The sequence below is a fragment of the Burkholderia sp. HI2500 genome (genome assembly GCF_002223055.1).
GTDB lineage: Bacteria > Pseudomonadota > Gammaproteobacteria > Burkholderiales > Burkholderiaceae > Burkholderia.
Genome location: NZ_NKFL01000006.1, coordinates 2,799,460 through 2,817,997 on the forward strand (window position 1 = coordinate 2,799,460; position 18,538 = coordinate 2,817,997).

Annotated in this window: 16 protein-coding genes; 10 read left to right on the plus strand and 6 right to left on the minus strand. The window is 65.2% G+C overall.

Annotated features, from left to right (window positions below):
- Positions 1-1,495: 1,495 nt before the first annotated feature.
- On the plus strand, positions 1,496-2,863 hold the full coding sequence (locus tag CFB45_RS30385; protein WP_089428720.1) for a replication initiation protein: 1,368 nt from the start codon (positions 1,496-1,498) through the stop codon (positions 2,861-2,863).
- Between the two features lie 90 nt (positions 2,864-2,953).
- Here the strand turns inward: CFB45_RS30385 and CFB45_RS30390 are convergent, their stop codons facing one another.
- Both CFB45_RS30390 and parA read right to left on the minus strand, forming a co-directional pair.
- Complete coding sequence (locus tag CFB45_RS30390; protein ID WP_089428721.1) at positions 2,954-4,015, minus strand: ParB/RepB/Spo0J family partition protein; 1,062 nt, start codon at positions 4,013-4,015, stop codon at positions 2,954-2,956.
- 23 nt (positions 4,016-4,038) lie between these two features.
- Positions 4,039-4,701: a ParA family partition ATPase gene (gene parA, locus CFB45_RS30395; protein WP_011353621.1), complete on the minus strand. Its 663-nt coding sequence runs from the start codon at positions 4,699-4,701 to the stop codon at positions 4,039-4,041.
- A gap of 1,072 nt (positions 4,702-5,773) precedes the next feature.
- On the opposite strand from parA, the gene arsC reads away from it, so the two are divergent.
- Positions 5,774-6,133 carry an arsenate reductase (glutaredoxin) gene (gene arsC, locus CFB45_RS30400; RefSeq protein WP_089428722.1) on the plus strand — a complete coding sequence of 120 codons (360 nt, stop codon included), beginning with the start codon at positions 5,774-5,776 and terminating at the stop codon, positions 6,131-6,133.
- Positions 6,134-6,267: 134 nt separating this feature from the next.
- On the opposite strand, the gene CFB45_RS30405 is transcribed toward arsC, so the two are convergent.
- The gene (locus tag CFB45_RS30405) at positions 6,268-6,489 is read right to left on the minus strand and encodes a zf-HC2 domain-containing protein (RefSeq protein ID WP_089428723.1); all 222 of its coding nucleotides are present in this window, start codon (positions 6,487-6,489) and stop codon (positions 6,268-6,270) included.
- Complete coding sequence (locus CFB45_RS30410; RefSeq protein ID WP_011353624.1) at positions 6,467-7,066, minus strand: RNA polymerase factor sigma-70; 600 nt, start codon at positions 7,064-7,066, stop codon at positions 6,467-6,469. Before CFB45_RS30410 ends, CFB45_RS30405 begins: the two co-directional genes overlap by 23 nt.
- 368 nt (positions 7,067-7,434) lie before the next feature.
- On the opposite strand from CFB45_RS30410, the gene CFB45_RS30415 reads away from it, so the two are divergent.
- The gene (locus CFB45_RS30415; protein ID WP_011353625.1) at positions 7,435-7,989 is read left to right on the plus strand and encodes an NADPH-dependent FMN reductase; all 555 of its coding nucleotides are present in this window, start codon (positions 7,435-7,437) and stop codon (positions 7,987-7,989) included.
- Between the two features lie 52 nt (positions 7,990-8,041).
- On the opposite strand, the gene CFB45_RS30420 is transcribed toward CFB45_RS30415, so the two are convergent.
- On the minus strand, positions 8,042-10,300 hold the full coding sequence (locus CFB45_RS30420) for a hybrid sensor histidine kinase/response regulator (protein ID WP_089428724.1): 2,259 nt from the start codon (positions 10,298-10,300) through the stop codon (positions 8,042-8,044).
- A gap of 473 nt (positions 10,301-10,773) precedes the next feature.
- On the opposite strand from CFB45_RS30420, the gene CFB45_RS30425 reads away from it, so the two are divergent.
- From CFB45_RS30425 to CFB45_RS30435, 3 genes are read left to right on the plus strand one after another with little or no spacing between them, the layout of a single operon-like run.
- Positions 10,774-11,142 carry a response regulator gene (locus CFB45_RS30425; protein WP_039344648.1) on the plus strand — a complete coding sequence of 123 codons (369 nt, stop codon included), beginning with the start codon at positions 10,774-10,776 and terminating at the stop codon, positions 11,140-11,142.
- Complete coding sequence (locus tag CFB45_RS30430; protein WP_039344650.1) at positions 11,135-11,761, plus strand: chemotaxis protein CheC; 627 nt, start codon at positions 11,135-11,137, stop codon at positions 11,759-11,761. The genes CFB45_RS30425 and CFB45_RS30430 overlap by 8 nt, the downstream gene beginning before the upstream one ends.
- Positions 11,758-12,696, plus strand: coding sequence for a GGDEF domain-containing protein (locus tag CFB45_RS30435; RefSeq protein ID WP_089428725.1), 939 nt, complete (start codon positions 11,758-11,760; stop codon positions 12,694-12,696). Before CFB45_RS30430 ends, CFB45_RS30435 begins: the two co-directional genes overlap by 4 nt.
- A 54-nt stretch (positions 12,697-12,750) precedes the next feature.
- On the opposite strand, the gene CFB45_RS30440 is transcribed toward CFB45_RS30435, so the two are convergent.
- On the minus strand, positions 12,751-13,635 hold the full coding sequence (locus tag CFB45_RS30440; RefSeq protein WP_089428726.1) for an alpha/beta fold hydrolase: 885 nt from the start codon (positions 13,633-13,635) through the stop codon (positions 12,751-12,753).
- 174 nt (positions 13,636-13,809) lie between these two features.
- Between CFB45_RS30440 and CFB45_RS30445 the strand changes: the two genes are divergently transcribed.
- From CFB45_RS30445 to shc, 4 genes are all read left to right on the plus strand, one after another.
- Positions 13,810-14,142, plus strand: a complete 333-nt coding sequence (locus tag CFB45_RS30445) for a hypothetical protein (protein WP_046548815.1) — start codon at positions 13,810-13,812, stop codon at positions 14,140-14,142.
- Positions 14,143-14,410: 268 nt separating this feature from the next.
- Positions 14,411-15,259: a presqualene diphosphate synthase HpnD gene (gene hpnD / locus CFB45_RS30455; protein WP_089428727.1), complete on the plus strand. Its 849-nt coding sequence runs from the start codon at positions 14,411-14,413 to the stop codon at positions 15,257-15,259.
- A 13-nt stretch (positions 15,260-15,272) separates the two neighbouring features.
- Positions 15,273-16,526: a hydroxysqualene dehydroxylase HpnE gene (gene hpnE / locus CFB45_RS30460; protein ID WP_089428728.1), complete on the plus strand. Its 1,254-nt coding sequence runs from the start codon at positions 15,273-15,275 to the stop codon at positions 16,524-16,526.
- Between the two features lie 15 nt (positions 16,527-16,541).
- On the plus strand, positions 16,542-18,515 hold the full coding sequence (gene shc / locus CFB45_RS30465) for a squalene--hopene cyclase (RefSeq protein ID WP_089428729.1): 1,974 nt from the start codon (positions 16,542-16,544) through the stop codon (positions 18,513-18,515).
- Positions 18,516-18,538: the final 23 nt, after the last annotated feature.

Below are 18,538 nucleotides of genomic sequence, written 5' to 3' on the forward strand. Positions count from 1 at the left end.
CTTGAACCCTTAGTTAAAAACGTTAACGCCACGGCACAGCCTTATGCTGCAAGGCTTTCCGGCCGACAAGGTGAAGTTTTACGGGAGCCAAGGTGATCTTCTGCGGGAGCTGACGTGATGGGGTTCAGGGAGCTGCGTGAGCCGTTGCGGGAAAGGTCGTGAGCGGATTCGGGATCACAGTGAAACACGAGATTTACCAAAGGTGAGGTTTTTCGGGGCCTCACAGCCACAGAACCCGCACCGTGCCTGACCGCACAGTTTTCTGCCTGTGCAGACATAGGTGAGAATTTGCGGGACCTTCTTCGCGCCCCGATTCTGCCCATCTTTTAGGCAGTTTTTCTGAAAGGTGAGGTTTCACGGGACTCCACGGGTGTTTGGTGTGAGGATTTCCGGGAAGCGACCGCCATTTTGCACAGTAAAAGCGCTCGTGAGGGCCTGTGAAGCCCTAAAGGTGAGGTTTTTCGGGAGGGAAATGCGGGTTTTCCTGCCCAGATCCCCTTGAGGTGAGATTTTTCGGGGCCCCGATCACAGGCTGTGATGCCGGCCACAGGTGAGACTTTTCGGGAATGGAATTTGCCCGAAAAATGGTCAAAGGTGAGGTTTTTCGGGACCTCTGAACGGCTGAATTCGTCGAAAAGCCCGCCAGGACTGGAAGAAATCTCATTTTTGCTGTGCCACTTTTTGGCACAGGTGAGATTTTTCGGGGCCTGACATGAGGTTGTCGCATGAAGGATTTCCGTCGAAAGGTGAGGCTTTTCGGGGGATGTCGGCGGCGCACAGCCAAATGCCTTCTGTGCATAAGTATCGGAAGGCATTGGGATTTTTGATACCGAGGCGGTTACGGTGAGGTTTTTCGGGAGTCGTTTCCCTGCCTGGGGTGGCACAGCATTTTTTAGGTAAGGTGAGCGTTTTCGGGAGGCCTTGGTAGTGAATCCCCCGCGTGTCGGGCATTCGCCGATATTCGGACGAATGAAGTCACTGTGCTCGAGGTGAGTATTTTCGGGACCCGATACGGTTTGTGCGCTGTACAATGCGCGCCCGGGCCGGCAAACCACGCCTGATCGGGTCGCGCGGGCCGGTTTCGCAGGCGTCTTTCGGGATGCCGGATCCGATTCCGATTTCCCGGCAAGTCACGCCTGTACATGCATACAGGCCGATGGAGGGCGATCGGGAGGCGCATCGACGTGGGATCGCAACCCTGTGCCGAACGCACGGCTGCGCAGTCGTAAAATTACGACAAATCGAAAGGTGAGCCGATACGGGAGCCCATTTCGCACGTGTCGTGCACAGGGGAAATTCTGTGAATCGGCGCATCCCGCAGCACGTCTGGACGAGTCCGGAACGCTGCAAATCCGGAGTGGTGAGGGTTTTCGGGAGCGTCTGGGGTGAGTGCCGTTTTGCACGCGCACTTCACCCGCTATGGTGAGCATGTCGTTCTGGACGCACTTCACCGCAGGCGCTATCCTTCCGGAAAACTTCTCCTCCGACCCGACGTATGGCCACGACGAAGCGCGCCAAGAAAACCGATGTGGATGTGGTGAGTGCCAGTTCAGCCGAATTGCGGAAGGCCGTCGAGGCGATCGCAATTCAGCCGAAGAGCGGCAAGATCACGCTCCTCACTCGCAAGCTGTTCAATGTCCTGCTGGCCGTGGCGCAGCAGGCCGACGACTCGGGCGATACGTATCGCGCGCTGCTGTCGGACATCGTCGCCAACTCCGCTTTCGATTCGAACGACACCGCGCTGGTGAAGGAACACCTGCGCCGCATGGTGTCGGTGCAGGTCGAATGGAGCACGGGGACGTCGAGCCAGAAGCCGGGCCGGAAGTGGGGGATCTCGACGCTGATCGCCGACGCGGAAATTCTCGAGGATCCGGCGACCCGCCGCGTGTGGGTCGAATTCTCGTTTGCGCCGAAGATCAAGAAGAAGCTGCTCGACCCGGTCCAGTACGCGCGCCTGAGCCTGCAGTTCCAGAGCCAGCTGCGCAGCAGCGCCGGTCTCGCGCTGTACGAAATCTGCGTGCGCTACCTGACGAACCCGAGCCACCTGACGATGCGCGAGCCTTGGGAATGGTGGCGGCCGATCCTGTCGGGCACGCCCGACACGGAAGCCGGCGACGAGGCGAAGCGTGAGTACAAGTACTTCAAGCGCGACTATCTGCGTCCCGCGATCGCGGAAGTCAACGCGGTCACCAACATCTTCGTCGAGCTGATCGAGCACCGTGAAGGGCGCCGGGTCGCGGAGATCCAGTTCCGCGTGACCGAACGCAAGCAGCCGATGCTCGCGCTCGACGAACACCCGAACGTGTTCGACAGCACGCTGGTCGACCGGATGGTGAAGCTCGGGATCCCGTTGAAGGAAGCGCAGACGCTCTATGCGGACAGCGAGGAGAATCGCATTCGTGCCGCACTGCAGATGACCGAGCAGCGGATGCGCAGCACCACGCTGCCGCCGGTGCGCAGCGCGCCGGCGTTGTTCAAGGATGCGCTGAAGAAGGGTTATGCGCCGCCGGTCGAGTCGGTCGATGCGCTGCCTGCCGGCACGCCGTCCCCGAAGGTTGCAGCGGCCCAGCCGGACGATCTGAAGGCACGCCTGCTGAGCGAGTTCGCGGCGTTCCGCCGCAAGGAAGCGAAGGTGCTGTACGAAGAGCAGGGCGACGCGGAGCGCGAAGTGGCGCGCGAGTCGTTCGAATCGGAGGCACTGCCGACGATGGGCACGCATCTGCGCGATGACTGGCGCAAGCGCGGCCTCGATTCCAAGCTGGCCGAGACGGCCTTTTTCGACTGGCTGGCCCAGAGGACCTGGGGCGAGCCGACGGACGGCGACCTGCTGTCGTTCACGCTGAATCAGTCGCGGGCCGCCTGAGGCCCGCTCAGGCCCGCTGACGGGCCGCCGCCGGCCCCGCCCTCGATTGGCGGGCCCGGCGTCCTCACCAGGCCCTGCCGGCCGTTTCCATCACTCCGACAACAGCATCCGCTCGAGCTGCTCGAGGATCGCGTCGCGCTTGTCCTTCGGGAGACCGCGCAGGCGCAATTCGATGCGATCTTCACCATACGACTTCAGGTCGCCGACCGACTTGCCGCCGAGCTTGATCTCGAGACGCTGCGCATAGCGCTGACGGCCCGCGGCCTTCGGCGTTTCCTGCGCCGCGACGCGGCCCTTGACGATGTCCGACACCTGGCGCGTGCTGAGATCGTCGGACACGATCTTGTTGATCAGCCGCAGCGTCGCCTCGGTGCCGCGCGCGTTGTGATAGCGGCCGACCTGATACGCCATGTTCGAACCGAAGCGATCAGGGCGCGCGACCATTTCCTGCATGATCGCTTCCGGCAGCTTGCCGATCGACAGCGCGACGGCCACCGTCGATTCGTCGAGGCCGAGGTGCTCGGAGAGCTCCTTCTGGCTCTGGAAATGCTTGTCGTCGAGGAAGCGGCGCCATACGACGGCGTTGTCGAACACCGTTTGTGAATCGCGCTGGACGTTGAGATCGTAGCCGAGCTTGTAGCTCTGGATGCCGATCGGCACGTCGATCACGATCGCCTTGACCGATTCCTTGTTCGCTTCCTTCAGTGCCCGCACGCGGCGGCCGCCGTCGCTGACGAAATACGTGCCCGGGTTCTCGTAGTCCGGAATCACGTGGATCGCCTGCTGCTGCCCTTGCTTCGCGAGGTTGACGGCGAGTTCGGCAATCGACGACTTCAGATAGAAGTGCCGCGGATTGAACGGGCTATGCTTGATCGCCTTCAGCGGCAGCTCGATCACCTGCCCCGGCGCATAGCGATTCTCGAGACGCCACGCGCGATATTGCGCCGATTCATCGATCGACGGATCGAGCGTGAGTTCGGGAGCGGGCAACGGCGCGATGTCTTTCTTCGCGGATTTGGTCGGTGCCGGAGTGGGGGTCTCGGACTTGACGATGCCGTCGATCGCATTGAGTCGATCAAGCGCCGTGCGCTTCTCGCTCGTCGTGATATCCGGGCGCGCTTGGAATCCTTTGGCAAATTGGGAGGGTTTCATGTGACTCCTTTGTGCGCATAAAGTCAGGGCAGCATGGCGACGATTTCGTCGGCGCATGCGCGAATTTCTGCTGCGGCCAGCTTGCCGCCACGATCGTTCATCTGCAGTACGGTCTGACCGAGCGCCATCGCCTGCTTGTACGCTTCCCGGGTCGGGATCTGCGTTTTCAGCAACGGGAAGCCGAGTTCCTCGAGCGCACGCTTGAGCTCGCGGGTCAGCATGCGCTTCTCTTCGGTCTTGTTCAGCAGGAAGACGGCGCGGAGATCTTCGTTCATGACCTGCGCTTGCTGGATCAGTTTGACCAGCCCGACGCTCGACCAGTAATCGGCCGGCGACGACGACGTCGGGATCACGGCAATCGATGCGGCCAACAGGACCACGCCCGATACCTTTTCGGTGATCGACGGCGGGCAGTCCACGACGATGATGTCGTAGTCGTTGATGAACTTCTTGATCTCGCGATGGATCTGGCCATCGGCTTCGGCCAGGTTGACGACCGGAAACGGAATGCCGGTGTCGCTGTCGCCGGATGCGCTCGACCAGTGAACCAGTGTGTTTTGACGGTCTGCGTCGATGACGAGGACGCGCTTCCCTTTTTCATGGAACGCGGCACCGAGGTGCATGGCAATCGTGCTTTTGCCGACGCCACCTTTTTGTTGAGTGACTGCAATGATTTCCGCGGCCAATTTTCACTCCTATTTTGGTCGTTGGAATTCTACAGGACGATATTTGGATTTCAATGAAATTGTCGTTAGACAACTACGCATTGGCCATTTGGGCTATCGGTTTATGCGCATAAACGAAGCGACGATGGCAGATGACTTGATCGGATGGTGTGGCGGATGCCTGCGAAGTCGGTGAGCGACTCGGTCGCGTTGCGTGTCGCGTCGTCGGTGTGAGTAGCGAGTTGACGCGCGGGTAGCGTGCACTGCCCGATCGTTCGATGGAGTAGCCCCGGCTGAGAGCTGGAGAGTTTGTGCGCATAAACTCTCCGCGGAAAGCGTGGCGCGCGATCGTGCCGGGAGGGCAGGTGCTTCTGATCGTAGGTTGCGAGTGATCCAACCTGGTTGGGTATGCAGCATCCAGGTATCCCACTTGACCTGCGTACTTCGCCCCAACGCGCTATCCAGGCGCTACGTTTATGCGCATAAACCGCGCGCGATAAACGGCGAGTAACGAAGGTCACCTCCCGGCCGCGCCGGAATCCAGTGCCGGGCGGCCTACTTGCGAGGCAGCATTCCGACGCACCGATGCATGCATCCCAGCGAAGCAGGCATCACACCGAAGCAGGCATCACACCGAAGCAGGCATCACACCGAAGCAGGCATCACACCGAAGCAGGCATCACACCGAAGCAGGCATCACACCGAAGCGCCGAAGCGTCTGTATTCACCGCGCCGCGAATCGCGAGGTTCCCGCGCCCGGCAATCGCCCGCTTTATGCGCATAAACCAACCGGCCTGCGGCGCCATCGGCTACACCCTTTGCAGACCGAACCCCATCGTATTGTTCAGGCGCGCGGACCTCTGATCGCCACATCCCGCGATAGAGTCTCGCGCGCCTTTATGCGCATAAACCCACCAATTCATTGAAGCGCGTCCCGACCAGCACTCCCCTTTCGCGATCCATCGCACCGCATCATCCGTCGGCCTCTACGAAGCAGCGAATCCGCGCCCGATCTCCCGATTACTCGTCGCCTGCCCCACCAAGCCCCCAATACAGACTGGCTACAATACAGGGCTCTACCCTTCAGGCCTGAATGATGATCACGATCTACCACAACCCCCGATGCTCGAAATCGCGCGAGACGCTTGCGTTGGTCGAGTCGCTGAATACCACCGGTGCGCCGTTGAATGTCGTCGAGTACCTGAAGACGCCGCCGACGGTCGAGGAACTGGAAGCGCTGCATCGGCAGCTTGGCCGCCCGGTTCGCGACATGCTTCGCGACGGTGAAGAGCCGTACAAGGCGCTGAATCTGGCCCGCGCCGACCTGACCGATGCGGAAGCCTACGCGGCGATCGCCGCTCATCCGATTCTGCTGCAGCGCCCCATCGTCGTTTACCGCGGCAAGGCCGCCATCGGCCGGCCGCCCGAATCGGTGCAGGCGCTGTTCGAATAATTCTTGCCCGCCGTATTTTTCTGATTGCGTCAGCCCAGCGCAAGCATTAGCACGAGCATCGGCAATTGAAGCCAGCTCGATCACCGGACGGCATGCGACCCCGGCCCTGACGATTGCCGTCAAGCGATCCGGGCCTAGCCTTCCCCGGACGACGCACCGTCGTCATCCGGGGCAGGCCCCCGCCCCGCCGCCGCTTTCGCGGCCGTCCGCAGCAGCGCGATCTGCCCGCGATAGGCTCTGCAGCCACTGCAGGTCGGCAGGTGTATGCGCACCTGCAGGCGCTCATGCAGGGTCAGATGCCGGTCTAGCGCATCCGACAGCAGTCGCGTCACGTCAGTACATTTCCCCGGCAGCATCTTCGGTCGTCAATCCTTGTTCGCTCAGGCAGGTTCGCAGGCGCGTGCGCGCCCGGTAAAGCAGCACGCTGCAATGATTCGTCGTCAGCGTCAATTCGCTGCAGATGTCCGTCATTTCGAAGTCGAGGAATTCGCGCATCATGAACACGCGCCCGATCTGCTCCGGCAGGTGATCGAGGCAGGCCTCGAACAGCGTCCAGAACTGCTGCTGCTGCAACAGCGTTTCGGGGCGTGGCCACGGTCGCGGCTTCGCATGCGCGGCCCAGTGCCCGTTTTCCTTGAACAGCTCGCGATCGAGTACCGATTCGCCGTCGAGCTCGGCATCGAGCGCGGACAGGCTCACCGTCCGCTGCCGCGCGCGCAGCACGTCGATCAGCTTGTTGCGCAGGATGCCGAACACCCAGGTCTTGTGCGCCGACAGCCCGGCGAAATCGCCCGCATGCGACCACGCGGCGGTGAGTGCTTCCTGCACGGCGTCTTCGGCCGCATCGGCATCACGGAGCTGGAGCCGCGCGAAGCGCAGCAGGTCGCGCCGCAGTTGCGCGAGATAAACGGGATCGTCGTAGGCGGACGGCATGGATGGGTTGCAAGTGTCTCGAAGCGATCGCGCGTGCGCCACTGGGCACGCACATCGCAGTGCGAGCAGCTTACTGGGCGCGGTGCCGGCCTGCAATGCATGTTCCGTCACGAATTCACGAAACCGGCCGGCGCGCTGCGCTATGCTTGCCGAACCCTGTGTCGCGGGTCGGCAACGACTCGCGGTAGGCAATCTGTAATGTCAGAGCATAACGGCCGAGTTATCCACAATTTCTGTGGAAAACCTTGTGGAAAGTCGGCCGGACGGCCCCGTGGGGCGGTTCGCGGGCTGGCTTGCCTATAAACAGACCTTTGTCGCCCGTTCGGAAGCAATCGATCCGATTCCTCACTCACCGGAAGGAGAATGTCATGTCCTATCGCATCGCTGTGGTCGTCGGCAGCCTGCGTCGCGCTTCGTGGAACCGCGCGCTCGCACACGCCGTGATCTCGCTCGCCCCCGCCGATTTCTCGTTCGAGTTCGTCGAGATCGGCGAGCTGCCGCTGTATAGCCAGGACTACGACGCGGATTTCCCGGAAGTCGCGAAGCGCTTCAAGCAGTCGATCGAGGCCGCCGACGCGCTGCTGTTCTTCACGCCCGAGTACAACCGCTCGATCCCGGGCGTGCTGAAGAATGCGCTGGACTGGGGCTCGCGCCCTTGGGGTTCCAACTCGTGGTCGGGCAAGCCGGGTGCCGTGCTCGGCACGTCGCCAGGTGCGACGGGCACCGCGCTCGCACAGCAGCACCTGCGCAACGTGCTCGCGTATCTCGACGTGAAGACGCTCGGGCAGCCCGAGATGTTCATCAAGCACGATCCGGCGCGCATCGACGACCAGGGCCAGATCGTCAGCGAGGACACCCGCAAGTTCCTGCAGGGCTTCGTCGATCGCTACACGGGCTGGGTGCGCTTGCTGAAGTCGGCCTGAGCGCCCCACCCGATCACGCCGCCGGCACCGGCGCGGGCCCGCACGCAGCGGGTCACGTGCCGGCGTGCCGCGCGTGTCGTGCATCGCGCGCTTCACGGATGCCCAGCAGGATCTCGTCGAGCAGCGCGATGTCGAACGGCTTCGATAGCACGCGGACGTTGACGGTGCGCGTGCGGTCGAGCTCCTCCGCGTAACCCGTGACGAGTATCACGGGCAGTTTCTCCGGCCGTTGTTCGACCGCTTCGGCGAGGTCGATGCCGTTCAGGCGGCCCGGCATGTGGATATCCGAAATCACGAGATCGAACGCGTCGTTCGCGGCCGCGCCTTCGATCAGGCGCAACGCGTCGTCGGCGGTGGGCGCGTAGGTCACGCGGTGCCCGAGCAGCGACAGCAGCGCTTCGGTGCCGGCCGCGACTTCGCCGTTGTCCTCGACGAGCAGCACGTGCAGCCCGGCGAGCGCTGCCGCTCCCGTTTCGTGCACGACCGCCGGCGGCCGCGCGACGACATCCTCGACGCGTGCGCGCGGCAGATAGAGGCGCACCGACGTGCCGGCGCCGACCGCGCTGTCGATCGTCGCGAGGCCGCCCGAGCGTTCGCAGAACGCGAACACCTGCGGCAGGCCGAGCCCCGTCCCCATCCCCTGCGCCTTCGTCGTGAACAGCGGCTCGAACGCGCGCGCGAGCACGTCGGGCGCCATGCCCGAACCCGTGTCGTCGAGCGAGATCTGCACGAAATCGCCGGTGAGCGGAAAACCGTCCTCGCGACGCAGCGTCACGTTGCGCGCGCCGACGGTGAAGCGGCCGCCGGTCGTCATCGCGTCGCGCGCGTTGACCGCGAGATTGATCACCGCGAGCTCGAGCTCCGCGACGTCGACGCGGATCGGCCAGACACCCGGCTCGATCGCGACGACCAGCGACGATTTAGAACCGAGCGATGTCTTCAGCAGTTCGCGGCACGTGCCGACCCATTGCCCTACGTCGATCGTCTCGTTGTGCAGCGGCTGCTTGCGCGCGACACCGAGGAGCTGGCGCGTGAGCGACTGCCCGTTCTTCAGCGCGCGTTCGATCGCGCCGAGTTCCTTGTCGAGATGCTGGACCCCGCGCCGCCGCGCGATCTGCACGTTGCTCGAGATGATCATCAGCAGGTTGTTGAAGTCGTGCGCGACGCTGCCGACGAGATTGCCGAGCGCCTGCATCTTGCGCGACTGCCGGTATGCCGATTCGATCGAGCGCCGCATCGACGCTTCGGCCTGCCAGCGGTCCCACGCCTCCTCTTCCGCCTTCAGCCGCTTGAGCGACAGCCAGATGACGGACCACAGCGCAATCGACGGCGCGAACATCGAGATGAACAGCACGCTCAGGTGTTCGTACCATTCATGCCAGATCGCCGACGTGCGGTACGAGCACGTCACGTAGACGGGGTAGCTGCCGACCTGGCGATACGCGACGATCTCGCTGCTCGCGCCGTCGTGGCGCACGCGCACGACGCCGGCGCGCGGATCGTTGCGCGCGTCGCCGAACGTGACGGCGCGATCGGTGTGCGCGAGTGCCGGCGGCGGCGGATACGACGCGATCACCGCGCCGTCCGAGCGCGCGAGCGCCATCGTCATCGGCGTGCTCGCTCCGCCGAGCAGGTCGCGGTAGAACGCGTTGAAATACGACGACTTCAGCGCGATCGACACCATCCCGGCGAACGAACCGTCGCTATGGCGCCGCGCGACGCCCGTGTTGAACACGGGAATGTTCTCGAGCTTGAGCGGCCCCATCATCAGCCGCGAGATGTGTTCGATGACCTTGCCGTCGCGGATGCCGGCGAAGTCGTCGCGGTTCGCGATCGACGCATAGGGCGCCGGATAGTAGAGGCTGTTCGCGAGCAGCATCCCGCTCGCGCCGAAGATCGACACGGCGGCCACCTGCGGATAGCCGCCGCCGATCGTATTCAGCGCTTCGTGGATGTCGGACTCCCGGTTGCGCACGGTCGCGTCGTCCATGTCCTGCACGAGATCGACGATGCGCGCATCGAGCGTCTCGCTCAGGTCGAACACCTTGAGCGCGTGCTCCTCGGCCACCCGCACCGTGCGCATCGTCACGTCGCTCGCGGCGGCCTCGCGCGTCTTCAGGTCGTTGTACGCCATCACCACCACGTAGATGCACGGCAGCACGATCGCCGCGACGAGCAGCACGATCAGCGTCATGCGACGCACCGCGAAATCGTGCTCCGGCGCACCGGACGCATAGTTGCCGTCGTCCTGCCAGTCGTCGGCGGGTGGGGAGGCGGGAGCGTGGGAATCGGCGGGCCGGTCGGACATCATCGAGGAAGCGGGTGAGGCGGAGGTGCCTGCCATCATAAACGAGTTGCGACGACCCGCCGCACGGCCCCGGACGCCAGCCATGCTGTCGATTTCGACAGGGGGAAATTGTCAGATTGAAAACGCGACGAATCCGGCAGCGCAAACGTACACAAGGAAAAATTTTGCGTACTTATCTCGAAAATGGTCGTGGCTGTTTTCGGAATGGCGCGTGTTCGGATCAATTCTGTTCGAAATGCTGAAAATGGCGAGTTGCATCGCCTCCGGTTTACTCAGAGAATCGCGCCTTGCTTTCCCTATGACAGATATATGCGCCCGCCGGTGTTCGCCGCGCGGTGCGTCGCGCGCACTCCGCGTCGCGGCGCCCGCGCGCGGCCGCCAGACGGTTGCCCGCACACCCGAACGCATGGCGCCTAAAGAAGTGCGCCGCGCGGTCGTTAACGCGAGAGAGACCATTCCGTATACCGCATCGCCCCATGCCTTTGCCGATTGTAATTGCCGACGATTCGCTGCTCGCTCGCAAACTTCTGACAAAGGCGCTGCCGGGAGGCTGGGACGTCGAAGTCGCGTATGCCGCGAATGGTCGAGAGGCCTTGGCGCTCTATCGTGACGGCAAAGCTTCCGTAATGTTTCTGGACCTGACGATGCCCGACATGAGCGGATATCAGGTCCTGGAGACACTGCGCCACGAAGATCTGAACACGTTCGTGATCGTGGTATCCGCCGATATTCAGCCGCAGGCGCAAGCACGCGTGCGCGAATTGGGCGCGATCGCATTCGTAGCCAAGCCCGTGACGTCGGAGGCATTGCTGCCCATTCTCAAGGAGTATGGGTTGTATGCCTGACTCGGTGTTCACGGCGGAGCAACGCGACGCGTTGCAGGAGATCGCCAACCTCGCAATGGGCCGCGCCGCCGCGCGGCTCGCGTTGTTGCTCGGGCACTTCATCGAGCTGTCGGTGCCGCGCGTGCGGGTCGTGAAAGCGACCGACGCGGGCGACGCGCTGCGCGAGATGACGGGTATTCACGACAACGTGACCGCCGTGCGCCAGGGTTTTCGTTCCGACATCAAGGGCGAGGCGATCGTGTTGTGCCGCACCGCGAGCATCGCGCGGCTCATGTCGGTCGTCGACCGCACGTTCGGCGATGGCGTGTACGGCGGGATGGCGACACCCGACGAAGTCGTGTTCGACGTCGCGAACGTGCTGATGGGCGCGTGCGTCGCGTCGATCCTCGACGAGCTCGGCCGCAAGCCCGTGTTCTTTCCGCCGGGGCTGCTCGGCGCGAACGTGTCGTTCGACGACGTATTCCAGCCGACCGAGCTGGCATGGAGCGTGGCATTGCTGCTGGAAGTGAACTTCGGGCTCGAGGACCACGCGTTCCGGGCCCACTTCGTGATGCTGATGGCCGAGGATTCGATCCGGCTGATGGGCGACGCGCTCGACGCGTTGCTGTCCGCGCTATGACGGCCGCCACCTCGTCGCTGAGCGACCTCGTGATCGAGCGGGTGGGCTTCGGCCTGTTCGTGCTCGACCGCGCGATGAACGTGCTGATGTGGAATCGCTTCATGCAGGACCACAGCGGCATCCCGGCCGCGGACGTGATCGGCCGCAACCTGTTCGACTGCTTTCCCGACCTGCCGCGCGCGTGGCTGTCGCGCAAGCTCGAGAGCGTGTTCCAGCTCGGCAGCTTCGCGTTCAGCTCGTGGGAGCAGCGGCCCTACCTGTTCCGCTTCGAGCACGACCGGCCGATCACGGGTGGCGTCGACTACATGCAGCAGGACTGTACGTTCATGCCGCTCACGCGCGGCCGCGACGTCGAAGCCGTGTGCGTGACGATCTCGGACGTCACGCATGTGAGCGTGATGCAGCGCGAGCGCGAGGAAGCGGTCGCGAAGCTGCGCGAGCACGCGAATCGCGACGGCCTGACCGGCATCGCGAACCGGCGCTTCTTCGAGGCGCGGCTCAGCGACGAATTCGCGCGCTGGCAGCGCTATGGCGGCGACATGTCGGTGCTGCTGTTCGACCTCGACCACTTCAAGACGATCAACGACCGCTTCGGGCATGCGGCCGGCGATGCCGTGCTGCGCGAGACGGCGCGGCGCGTCGCGTCGATCGTGCGCGCGCAGGATACGTTCGGCCGCTTCGGCGGCGAGGAATTCGCGCTGCTGCTGCCGTGCACGAATCTCGACGAGGCGATGCTCGTGGCCGACAAGGTGCGCGATGCGATCGGCAGCGTGCCGGTCGATGCCGAGGGGGTCAGCGTGCCGGTGACGGCGAGCGTCGGCGGCGCGTGTGCGAAGGCGGGCGCGCCGACCAGCGACGTGCTCGTCAACGAGGCCGACGCCGCGCTCTATCGCGCGAAGCGGCTCGGGCGCGACCGGTCGGTCGCGTATGCATAGATAGCGTATCCGCCCCGCCGTGCGCGGAGCGGATGCGCCGGGCGCGTGCCGCGCTCAGCTTTTCGCGATGTCGGCCAGGACGCCGGCGAGCACGGCCGGCTGCGACATGAACGGCGAATGGCTGCTGTCGAGCTGGTGCACGTGGGTCGGGTTGCCGGGCGCGAACGTGTCGGCTTCGTCGATGAAGCGCTGCTGCAGCGCGGGCAGGATCACGCGATCCTGCAGGCATTTGATGTAGTGACGGTCGATCGCGCCCCAGCGTGCGGCCGTCGTCGGGATCGCGGTCGCGAACGGCGCGGCCGGCACGTCGCAGCTCATCAGGTTCGCGACGGCCTCGAAGTCGGCCTGCGGCACGTCGTCGTACAGGGCGCGCTTCGCGAGCTCGCGATAGGCGGCGTCGCCGCTGCGCGGATCGATGCGCAGCGCACCGGCGACGCGCGGGCTCGCCAGCATCAGCGGGCCGAGCATTTCTCCCTTGTTTTCAGGTGCGCGCACGTAGTCGAGGCCCGGCACGCCCGACGCGGGCATGAAGGCCGCGAGATAGACGATCTTCGCGATCTTGTCCGGCGCGCGTTCGGCGGCCGCCGTGATCGCGAGGCCGCCCATGCTGTGCCCGACGAGCACGACCTTGCCGCGGCCGAGCGCGTACGCGTCGTCGACCGCCTGCATCACCTGCGTGGCGTAATCGTCGAGCGTCGTGTTCGCGACCGGCGACGGCTCGGCGCCGAACGCATCCTTGTCGAGCGGGCGTGCGAAGTAGGAAGCGGGAAAACGGGCGTTGATGCCGTGCGCGGGCAGGTCACGCGCGATCGACAGGTGGCCGCGCGCGGCCAGCGCGGCCGCGACGTGCGCGTAGCACCACGCGCCGTGCCAGGCGCCGTGCACGAGCACGAAAACGGGATGATCGGACTGCGGGGTGGCGCTTGCGTTCGTCTCCATGGTGTCCGGGTCTTCAGATCTTGAGAAAGGTGTCATCTTAGACGAACCCGCGTGCGCCCTGACGGGCCGGATTCGATCCGTCCTCTTGTCTCGTACAGGCCACATTTCGTTCGTATCTGATTTGAATTTATCGCGAAGCACGCTAATTTGTTGCTTTACTTGCGATTGCGCCCCATGAACGTCGACTATCTTTTCTACCGGAGGCCGGACAAGCCTGGCCCCTATTCGCTCGACGACCTCGGCGACATCGCGCCGCCGATCGGCCCGGGCGACCTCGTGCGCGCGGGCATCGCGCGCGTGTTCGCGCAGATCGACTGGCAGGAATCGCCCGATGTGCCGGGCGCGTGGTTCGGCACGGGCGGTGCGACATTCCAGTTCACCGCGGAGCCCGACGGCCGCGTGACGAGCTTCATGGGCTCGCGCCTCGAACGCCGCTCGATGCTGCAACTCACCCGCGAAATGGGGCTCATTGCGCTCGACCTGCAACGCGACATCGTTTACGGCTGACGCGCCGCCGGCGCCGGCGCCCGCGGGGCCCGCCCGGGCCGGCCGCGCTTGCCGGCCAACGGCTTCCGGCATGCCGCCGCACGTGGCGCGTGTCCGCCATCGAACTTCAAAGATTGCTATACTTTCGCCCAATTCCGGCTTCCGGCCGGTAATTTGTGCCTGTCTGTGTCGATCGTTCGCATATCTCGCACGCATTTGACACCCTGACCATCCCAGCCGGGCATGGCTTCTTCAATCGCCCCGCGTGGGTGTCTCCGTGGAGCTCGTCTTGGCCGTTTCCCATTCCGTCGTGGACGAACAAGAAACCGACGCCGCTGCCGTCACATCGGGCAGTTCTTTCTATCTTGCGATGCGCATCCTGCCGGCCGTGCAGCGCGATGCGATGTTCCAGGTCTACGCGTTTTGCCGCGCGGTCGACGACATCGCCGACAGCGACCTGCCGCGCGCCGAGCGCCACGCGGGCCTCGATCGCTGGCGCGCGGACATCGACGCGTGCTTCGCCGGCCGCCCGCCGCGCCACCTGGCTGCGCTCGACCGCGAGATCCGCGCATTCAACCTGCAGCGCGACGACTTCCACGCGATGATCGACGGGATGGCGATGGATGCGGTCGAAGACATCTGCGCGCCCGACGAACCGACGCTCGACCTCTTCTGCGATCGCGTGGCGAGTGCGGCCGGCCGGCTGTCGGTGAGGATTTTCGGGATGCCGGAAGCCGAAGGGATCAAGCTGTCGCATCATCTCGGCCGCGCGCTGCAACTGACGAACATCCTGCGCGACATCGACGACGATGCGGCGATCAACCGTTGCTACCTGCCGCGCGAGCTGCTTGCGCGCGAAGGCATCGCGATCACCGACCCGGCGACGATCGTGCGCGATCCGGCGCTGCCGCGCGTGTGCGCGACGCTCGTCGAGCGCGCGCTCGAGCACTTCCGCCAGGCTGACGCAGTGATGGACACCTGCGCGCGTGCGCAGGTGAAGGCGCCGCGCATCATGTCGGGCGCGTATCGCTGCATTCTCGAAGCCGCGATCGCACGCGGCTTTGCCTTCCCGCGCGCGCCGCTGCGCAAGCCGAAAGCGCGCATGCTGATGATCGCCGCGCGCTACGCGCTGTTCTGAGCCGACCGAGTCGATGCCCAGGACCGTCCACGTGATCGGCGCCGGCGTTGCCGGCCTGTCGGCCGCGGTCGAGCTGCAACGCCGCGGTCGGCGCATCGTGCTGCACGACGCGCACGCGCACGCAGGCGGCCGCTGCCGCTCGTGGTTCGACGGAACGCTGAACACGACGCTCGACAGCGGGCTGCACACGGTGTTCGCGGGACAGCCCGCGACGCAGCGCTACCTGCGCGCGATCGGCGCGGCCGACCAGCTCACGGGGCCCGCGCTGCCTGAATTCCCGGTCGTCGACGTCGCGTCGCAGCAGCGCTGGACGCTGCGCTTCGGCAGCGGGCGCTGGCCGTCGTGGCTGTTCGATGCCGCGTCGCGCGCGCCGGACACGACGCCGCTCGACTACCTCGCGCTCGCCCCGCTCGCGTTCGCGCGGATGGGCCGCTCACTCGCACAGACGATGCGATGCGATGGCATGTTGTGGGAACGTTGGCTGCGGCCGTATTTCCTCGGTGTGCTGAACGTCGAGCCGCGCCACGCGAGTGCCGAACTCGCACGCGCGGCGCTGTGCAGCACGTTTTCCGCGGGCGGCCCCGCTTGCCGTCCACTCGTCGCGCGCCACGGCCTCGGCAGCGCATTCGTCGAACCGGCGCTGCGGATGCTGCAGCACGGCGGCGCGCAGATCCGGCTGAACTCGCGGCTCGACGCGTTCGAATTCGGCGCGCACGGCAACGCGGTCGATGCGGTTTCGGTCGGCGGCGAGCGGATCGATCTCGCGCCGGGCGACGCCGTCGTGCTGGCCGTGCCGCCCGAGGTCGCGCAGCCGCTCGTGCCCGAACTCACCGCGCCCGACACGTTCAGCGCGGTCGTGACCGCGTATTTCGCGGCTGAAGCGCCGGCCGGCAACCCGCTGCAGACGTCCGTGATCAACGGTGTAGTCGATACGGTGCGCACCGGCGGCGGCCAGCTCGCGGCGACGATCCGCGACGCGGGCCGCTGGCTCGACACGCCGCGCGACACGCTCGCGCGGCGCATCTGGGAAGACGTCGCGCGCGTGACCGGCGCGAACCCGGAAACCATCCCCGCGTGGCAGCTCGTCGTCGAGCCGCGCGCGGGCTTTGCGGCGGTGCCGTCGCAGGAAATGAAGCGTCCGGCCGTGCGTACGCGCTGGACCAATCTTGTGCTGGCGGGCGACTGGATTGCCACCGGCTTGCCCGCCACGATCGAGGGTGCGATCCGCTCCGGCCAGCTGGCCGCGGACGTGCTCCAGACACAGTAAGTAAAAGAGGGACCGATGAACGATCTCACCGAAATGGCTACCCTGTCCGCCGGCGCCGTGCCGGCCGGCGTCGATACGGCCGTCGCGCGTGCGACCGACGCGCTGCTGGCCGCGCAGAACGCGGATGGCCACTGGGTCTACGAACTCGAAGCCGATTCGACGATTCCCGCCGAATACGTGCTGCTCGTCCACTATCTCGGCGAGACGCCGAACCTCGAGCTCGAACAGAAGATCGGCAAGTATCTGCGCCGCATCCAGCAGGCCGACGGCGGCTGGCCGCTGTTCACCGACGGCGCGCCGAACATCAGCGCGAGCGTGAAGGCGTATTTCGCGCTGAAGGTGATCGGCGACGACGAGAACGCCGAGCACATGCAACGTGCGCGCCGTGCCATCCACGCGATGGGCGGCGCCGAGATGTCGAACGTGTTCACGCGCATCCAGCTCGCGCTGTACGGCGCGATTCCGTGGCGCGCGGTGCCGATGATGCCGGTCGAGATCATGCTGCTGCCGCAGTGGTTCCCGTTCCATCTGTCGAAGGTGTCGTACTGGGCGCGCACGGTGATCGTGCCGCTGCTCGTGCTGAACGCGAAGCGCCCGCTCGCGAAGAACCCGCGCGGCGTGCGCATCGACGAACTGTTCATCGATCCGCCCGTCAACGCCGGGCTGCTGCCGCGCCAGGGCCACCAGAGCCCCGGCTGGTTCGCGTTCTTCCGCGTCGTTGACCATGCGTTGCGCGCGGTCGACGGGTTGTTCCCGAACTACACGCGCGAACGCGCGATCCGCCAGGCCGTGTCGTTCGTCGACGAGCGCCTGAACGGCGAGGACGGCCTCGGCGCGATCTATCCGGCGATGGCCAACTCGGTGATGATGTACGACGCGCTTGGCTACGCGGAAGATCACCCGAACCGCGCGATTGCGCGCAAGTCGATCGAGAGGCTGCTCGTCGTGCACGACGATGAAGCGTATTGCCAGCCGTGCCTGTCGCCGGTGTGGGACACGTCGCTCGCCGCGCATGCGCTGCTCGAAACGCGCGACGCGCGTGCCGAGGATGCCGCGATCCGCGGCCTCGAATGGCTGCGCCCGCTGCAGATCCTCGACGTGCGCGGCGACTGGATCTCGCGCCGCCCGCACGTGCGGCCCGGCGGCTGGGCGTTCCAGTACGCGAACGCGCACTACCCGGACGTCGACGATACGGCGGTGGTCGCGGTGGCGATGGAGCGCGCGCAGCAGCTCAAGCAGAACGACGCGTATCGCGATTCGATCGCGCGTGCGCGCGAGTGGGTCGTCGGGATGCAGAGCAGCGACGGCGGCTGGGGCGCGTTCGAACCGGAAAACACGCAGTACTACCTGAACAACATCCCGTTCTCGGATCACGGCGCGCTGCTCGATCCGCCGACGGCCGACGTGTCGGGCCGCTGCCTGTCGATGCTGTCGCAGCTCGGCGAGACGCCGCTGAACAGCGAGCCGGCGCGTCGCGCACTCGACTACATGCTCAAGGAACAGGAACCGGACGGCAGCTGGTATGGCCGCTGGGGGATGAACTACGTGTACGGCACGTGGACGGCACTGTGCTCGCTGAACGCGGCCGGCCTGACGCCGGACGATCCGCGCATGAAGCGCGGCGCGCAGTGGCTGCTGTCGATCCAGAACAAGGACGGCGGCTGGGGCGAGGACGGCGACAGCTACAAGCTGAACTATCGCGGTTTCGAGCAGGCGCCGAGCACCGCGTCGCAAACCGCGTGGGCGCTGCTTGGCCTGATGGCGGCCGGCGAGGTGAACAACCCGGCGGTGGCGCGTGGCATCGACTACCTGATCGCCGAGCAGAACGAAGAAGGCTTGTGGGACGAGACGCGCTTCACGGCGACGGGCTTCCCGCGCGTGTTCTACCTGCGCTACCACGGCTATCGCAAGTTCTTCCCGCTGTGGGCGCTTGCCCGCTATCGCAACCTGAAGCGCGACAACACCACGCGCGTGACGGTCGGGCTGTAACGCGTGGCGCCGCAATCCACCGG